The sequence below is a fragment of the Intestinibacter sp. genome (assembly GCF_034113885.1).
In the GTDB taxonomy this organism is placed as follows: Bacteria; Bacillota; Clostridia; order Peptostreptococcales; family Peptostreptococcaceae; genus Intestinibacter.
In genome coordinates, this window is the sequence record NZ_JAXEWM010000198.1 from 1 (window position 1) to 6359 (window position 6359).

The following is a 6359-nucleotide window of genomic DNA, read 5'->3' on the forward strand; positions in this document are numbered from 1 at the left end:
AAGGTGCTGACAAGGTTTCAGTTAACTCATCAGCAGTTAGAAATCCAGAGCTTATAAGAGAAGCTTCAGAAAAATTCGGGGCACAATGCGTCGTTTTATCAATGGATGATAAGAAAAATGACGAAGGTTCTTGGAGTGTATATGTAAAAGGTGGAAGAGAAAAAACTGACTTAGACGCAATTAAGTGGGCTATAAAAGGTGTAGAGCTAGGTGCAGGCGAAATAGTTGTAAACAGTATTGATGAAGACGGTATGAAAAACGGATACGATATAGAATTGCTATCTAAAATAACAGCTGCTGTAAACGTGCCAGTTATAGCATCAGGTGGTGCAGGAGAAATGGATCACTTTGTACAAGCAGCTAAAGAAGCAAATGCAGACGGAATACTTGCAGCTTCAGTTTTCCACTTTGGCGAAATAAAAATAAACGACTTAAAGAAATACATGAAGGAACAAGGTGTAGAAGTCAGATTATAAATTATATTATAAAAATTATAGATAGCCTTTACATTTTTAATGTAAGGGCTAGAATACTATTATTTTAAATAATCAATCTAAAAAATGAGGAGTACAATAATGAAAGGATTAGTTACGACAGACAAAACATTAAATGGAAAGATAGATTTTGACGCAATAAAAAATTTAAAATTCGATGAAAGAGGCTTAATACCTGCAATAGCACAAGATGTAGACACTGGTGCAGTTTTAATGCTTGCATATATGAATGAAGAATCTATAAAAAAGACATTTACAGAAAAGAAGGCATGCTACTTTAGTAGAAGTAGACAAGAATTATGGACTAAGGGATTGACTTCAGGTCATATTCAAGATGTTCAAGGCCTATACTACGATTGTGACGCAGATGCTATACTTGTTTTAGTTAAACAAACAGGGGTGGCTTGCCATACTGGAAACTATTCATGCTTTTTCAATCCAATGATGGAGGTACCTGAGGAATATAGATAAAATCTTTATGAGACAACATATTATATGCTAGAGTATTTATTTGAAAAGATATTGAATATAATGGATAAATAGAATAAATAAAAAATAAGAATAATACGATCGATTAAAAAATAAACAAGAGTAAAGGCGAATTTACTATTGTTTATTTTTTTGAAAAAAATGTATTTATATGTAACTTGATTTTTTTGTTACAACATTGTTAATGTTTTTTTATTGACTATAAGGATATCGAGAATACAGATGATGTATCAGGAGGTGAAATGTTACAACATTGTTAATGTTTTTTTATTGACTATAAGTTCTTGATGTAGGAAAATAAGAAATAGAGATATTTGATGTCAAAAAAAATAAAATAATGAGGGGGAATCGCTTTGAAAACAAGAAAGAAATTAGTGATAATAACTTTAATCATCGCAGCTTTAGTAGCACTTGTTGGATGTTCTAATAGCAATAAAAAATTAAGTGAAAATGAATACAAAAGAAATGCTACGTTAGCATCGACTACAGTATCAGATATAATCTACGATTCATCAAAGGAAATAAATAAAGGACCTACAAAAACTTACGGTAAGGTTGCTCATATTACTATAGATGATGGACCATCAGAATATACTGATAAAATGGTTGAAATATTAAAAAACAACAATGTCAATGCAACATTTTTTATGGTAAATGGAAATATGGAAGCATTTCCTGAACAAGTAAAAAATGCAGTAAAAGCTGGAAATACTGTTGGATTCCACAGTGTGAGCCACGACATACACAAATTGTATAAGACTTCTACATCTGCAAAGGAAGAATTTGATGTTTGTGCAAAAACTTTTACAAAAATAACTGGTGAAACTTCTAAGGTTATAAGATTGCCATTTGGTAGTAAACCATTTACTCCTCAATCTTCTTACGATAATTTAGTAGCTTCTGGATATAAATTATGGGACTGGACTTTAGATACTGAAGACTGGAAATCTACTTCACCACAAATAATGGCTAATTTGAAAAAATATGCAGTAGGTGACGATATAACTGTTTTAATTCATGAAAGAAAACAGACAGTAGCTGTTTTAGATGACATAATTAAATATCTAAAATCACAAGGATATGAAATACTTCCAATAGCACAAAATCAACAAGAACAAAATTATTGGAATGGAAAATTAGGAAGTCAAAACTAAAGGTAGGTGAACGGATTGAAGAAAATATTATATTTAGGATTAGTAGGTGCTCTTTGCCTATCAATGGTGGGATGCTCTAATGGCAACGCATTTAAAGTAGGAGAAACTGAAGTTTCAAAAGATGAAGTTGAAAAAGTAAAATCTATATTAGTTGCTACAGCAGGATATACAAATAGGGATTACTTAGCTGAATTTAATAAATCAGAAGATGATAAAGAGGCACAAGAAGAAATAAACAATCAAGTAGTATCTTATATGATAGATAATGAAGTTGTGTACGAACAAGCAGAGAAGGATAAAATAAAAGTTACAGATGATGAAGTAAATCAAAAATATGATCAAATCAAAGGTGTATTAGATTTAAACACAAATTACAAGAAATTGTTGGATGATGCAAATGTAGATGAGGATTACTTAAAGGAAACTATTAAAAAAGATTTAATGGTTCAAAAATACAGAGAAAAATTTGAAGAAAATATAAAGGTTACAGATGAAGAAATCCAAAAATACTACGATGCAAACAAAAAAGATTTCGAAGAAGAATCTGTAGAAGCTTACCATATACTAGTTACAACAGTAGATGAAAATGGCAAAACAGTAGATGATTCTAAAAATGAAGAATTAAAATCTAAAGCTGATAGTATACTAGAAAAAGTAAAATCAGGAGAAGATTTTGAAAAGCTAGCTAAAGAAAACTCTGACGACCAAAGCACTGGTAAAAAAGGCGGATATCTAGGATACTTCACTAGAGAGGATAAAAACGCTGAATTTACAAATGAAGTATTTAAACTAAACAAGGGCGATATATCAGATGTATTTGAAACTCCTTTTGGATATGAAATAGTTAAAGTAACTGACAAAAAGACAGAACAAAAATCACTAGACGATGTAAAAGATCAAATTGTAAGCAAAATACTTGCAGATAAATATTTAGAACATATAGCTACTTTAAGAGATAAAGCTGAAGTAGAGAGATACTAAAATTTAAATATATTAGATAATTTGAAAATAAAAATGGTTAGGCATTTGGTATAAACATGTCTAGCCATTTTTTATTTACAAATATATATAAATCTAATTAGTTTAGAAACATTATTTATAATGAATAGATTTTATTTTGGAAAAAGATATGTTTAGAACTATAATTCTTCACAAAGTTCTTAAACATATTTATAATGGAAGTTGATATAGCGGTGTAGCTTCGCTAGAGTTGGGTGTAATTAAGTATATTTATTAAATATATAGCATAAATATTATAAAGATTATAAAAAGGAGTTGATAATTATATACAACCAAAATCCATATCCTTTTGGGTTTGGTCCTCAAATGTGGTATATGTATCCATATCCATTTTGGATTAATCCTCAAATGTACAATAGTATGTGTATGAAAAATTGTTTAAATGGTCAACAAGCATATATGTTTAATTACAATACAAATACTATGAATCTAAAGGATTACGGGCCAAACCCATTGGCAATCAATATTAACGATGTAGCTAAACAAAATAATACTTTTCGAACAGCTTTGTGGACAGGAGAAAATTTACAAGTTACACTTATGAGTATAGATGTGGGAGATGATATAGGCTTAGAAATCCACGAAACAACTGATCAATTTATACGAATTGAAGAAGGTCAAGCAATTGTGGTGATGGGAGATAGTAAAAATAATTTAGATTTTCAAAAGAGAATTTACGATGACTTTGCTATAGTGATACCTGCTGGCAAGTGGCACAATGTTATCAATGTAGGTAATCAACCGCTTAAATTGTATGCAATTTATGCTCCACCTCATCATCCGTTTGGTACAGTTCATCAAACTAAGTCAGATGCACAAGCTTCTGAACATTAAACTAAATTATGATTTAACAAAAAGCATTAGAATTTATCTAGTGCTTTTTATGTTTGTAAATATTGATAAAATTGTAAAAGAATTATATAATCTATATTAAGAATTTTCATAATAAATAATTATACATAAATAAGGGGTGGTTTACATGTATCCAACAAGAGAAGAAGCATGGGAAATATTTACAGAATATAATAAGGACGAACATTTAATAAAACATGGATTGACAGTAGAAGGTGTAATGAGACATTTTGCTAATTTATATGGTGGAAATCCTGATGAATGGGGTGTAGTCGGATTATTACACGATGTAGACTATGAATTATATCCAGAAGAACACTGCAAAAAAACTATAGAAATATTAGAAGCTAAAGGTATAGATCAAGAAGTAATACGTGCGATAATAAGCCACGGTTACGGACTTGTAAACGATGTTAAACCAGAAACTGACATGGAAAAAGTTCTATACACTATAGATGAATTAACAGGGCTTATAACTGCAGCTGTTATAATGAGACCATCAAAGAGTGTTTTAGATATAACAGTTAAATCAGTTAAGAAAAAATACAAATCTAAAGGCTTTGCAGCTGGTGTAAATAGAGAAGTCATAGAAAATGGATGCCAAATGCTAGGCAAAGAATTAAATGAAATAATAGAAGATACTATTTTAGGTATGCGTGAAGTTGCTGAAGAAATAGGACTTAAGGGAGATTTATAAGAATCGAGATAAGGATTAAGAAAATCTGTTTCCATGTAATATAATGGAAGCAGATTTTTTAGCTTAAAATAGAGTTTATTTTTGTCTTAAAGCACAATACTATAACTGAGGATGTTTTTTTGAGAAAAAGATCAGTTTTGGAGGCGGATTATGACGAGAGATAGACTTAAAATTATATTTAGGATTATATACGCTATTTATGCAGTTGTTTTGGTGTATCTTTTTTTACAAAGTAGTTTTTTAAATATAGCTATAGCCGTTTTGAGTTTAATTGGAATTAGTGTTTTAGGATGGCTAAATAAGAAATACAACCATCTATTTAACGATTCGATAACTGCTGTTTTAATTGTATTTACTATGTTGTCGCTGTTATTTGGCACATGCTTGAATTTTTACGATATAAAGTATTACGATGATTTTTTACATGTGTGGTCGGGAATTATAGGCTGTAGCTTAGCGTATTTTATATACGGATGCTTTGCCGAAAATAAGGTCGACACCAAGAAAAAAACTGTATTTATTTTGATATATATGTTTATGTTCAGCATGGGTGTGGCGAGTATTTGGGAGCTTATCGAGTTTGGTATGGATAGGTTTTTGGGGTTTGAATGTCAAGCTGGAGGTCTTGTAGATACTATGATCGATACCTTAGATTGTTTGATTGGAAGTATCTTTATGATATGCTATTATTATTTTAAGATAAGAAAATCTTTATTCTAAAGACCTATAATGTAGATTTTCTTGAAACACATATACGGAAATTATATCTATTGACATTTTTAAAGGAATATAATTTCCTATGTGTTATAAAAAGAGAGAAGTAATTATTTAGAAAGTAGAGGGGAATATTGTGATTAAAAAATTTTTTGAAATAGAAAACATACCCGCAGTTTTGTGGGGAGAGGATTCTGATAAATTATTTATAGCTGTACATGGAAACATGTCAAATAAAGAGGATACAGTCGTAGGTATACTTGCTAAAGAGGCTGTGAAAAGGGGATATCAGGTTATAAGCTTTGACCTGCCGGAGCATGGAAGTAGAAATGACGGTGTTTTGTGTAAGGTACAAAACTGCGTAAGAGAGCTAGATTTAGTTATGGATTATGCAAAGCAAAAATGGGAAAGTATCAGCTTATTTGCATGTAGTATGGGTGCATACTTTAGTCTGCTTACGTATAGAGATTGTGATATAAAACAGTCTTTGTTTTTATCTCCAGTCGTCAATATGAAGAGGATTATTGAAAATATGATGATGTGGTTTGATGTAGATGAAGAAAGGCTTGAAAGAGAGCAAGAGATAGGTACACCTATTGGACAAACTTTGTATTGGGATTATTACTGCTATGTAAATGAGCATCCAATTGATAAATGGGATAGTAAGACTTGTATTTTATATGGGTCAAAGGACGATATGTGCGAGTCTGAATTTGTATTTGAGTTTGCTGAGAAGTTTAATTGTGGAATTGATGTTGTGGAGGATGGAGAGCATTATTTTCATACGAAAGAGCAGTTAGAAGTATTTGAAGATTGGGTTGAAAAAAATATTTAAATTATATAGATTACAAAAGTCAAATAAATTGTTTTGAACTTTGTAATCTTTTTTTTAAAAGATAAATTATTTACAATATCAAAATATTTTATAAAAAATTATAT

At 30.2% G+C, this 6359-nt stretch carries 8 protein-coding genes; all 8 read left to right on the forward strand.

The features are described 5' to 3' along the window. Positions 1–476 (forward strand): imidazole glycerol phosphate synthase subunit HisF (gene hisF / locus SPD90_RS12305; RefSeq protein ID WP_320925422.1); only part of this gene is annotated, 476 nt, incomplete at its 5' end. Between the two features lie 99 nt (positions 477–575). Then, positions 576–965: a phosphoribosyl-AMP cyclohydrolase gene (gene hisI / locus SPD90_RS12310; protein WP_331680162.1), complete on the forward strand. Its 390-nt coding sequence runs from the start codon at positions 576–578 to the stop codon at positions 963–965. Positions 966–1336: 371 nt separating this feature from the next. Next, a complete protein-coding gene (locus SPD90_RS12315) occupies positions 1337–2137 on the forward strand; it encodes a polysaccharide deacetylase family protein (protein ID WP_320925423.1) in 801 nt (266 codons plus the stop codon). 15 nt (positions 2138–2152) lie between these two features. Next, positions 2153–3118 carry a peptidylprolyl isomerase gene (locus tag SPD90_RS12320; RefSeq protein ID WP_320925424.1) on the forward strand — a complete coding sequence of 322 codons (966 nt, stop codon included), beginning with the start codon at positions 2153–2155 and terminating at the stop codon, positions 3116–3118. 387 nt (positions 3119–3505) lie between these two features. Beyond that, a complete protein-coding gene (locus SPD90_RS12325; RefSeq protein WP_290692714.1) occupies positions 3506–3991 on the forward strand; it encodes a cupin domain-containing protein in 486 nt (161 codons plus the stop codon). 145 nt (positions 3992–4136) lie between these two features. Further along, a complete protein-coding gene (locus SPD90_RS12330; RefSeq protein ID WP_320925425.1) occupies positions 4137–4706 on the forward strand; it encodes an HDIG domain-containing metalloprotein in 570 nt (189 codons plus the stop codon). 150 nt (positions 4707–4856) lie between these two features. Beyond that, complete coding sequence (locus tag SPD90_RS12335; RefSeq protein WP_320925426.1) at positions 4857–5426, forward strand: hypothetical protein; 570 nt, start codon at positions 4857–4859, stop codon at positions 5424–5426. A 130-nt stretch (positions 5427–5556) separates the two neighbouring features. Continuing rightward, positions 5557–6255: an alpha/beta hydrolase gene (locus tag SPD90_RS12340; RefSeq protein ID WP_320925427.1), complete on the forward strand. Its 699-nt coding sequence runs from the start codon at positions 5557–5559 to the stop codon at positions 6253–6255. The last annotated feature ends 104 nt before the right edge of the window (positions 6256–6359 follow it).

Excerpts from the sequence above, each read along its gene's own strand:
- hisI (WP_331680162.1), top strand. The coding sequence starts at position 576 with ATGAAAGGATTAGTTACGACAGACAAAACATTAAATGGAAAGATAGAT.
- SPD90_RS12325 (WP_290692714.1), top strand. The coding sequence starts at position 3,506 with ATGTACAATAGTATGTGTATGAAAAATTGTTTAAATGGTCAACAAGCA.
- SPD90_RS12330 (WP_320925425.1), top strand. The coding sequence starts at position 4,137 with ATGTATCCAACAAGAGAAGAAGCATGGGAAATATTTACAGAATATAAT.
- SPD90_RS12335 (WP_320925426.1), top strand. The coding sequence starts at position 4,857 with ATGACGAGAGATAGACTTAAAATTATATTTAGGATTATATACGCTATT.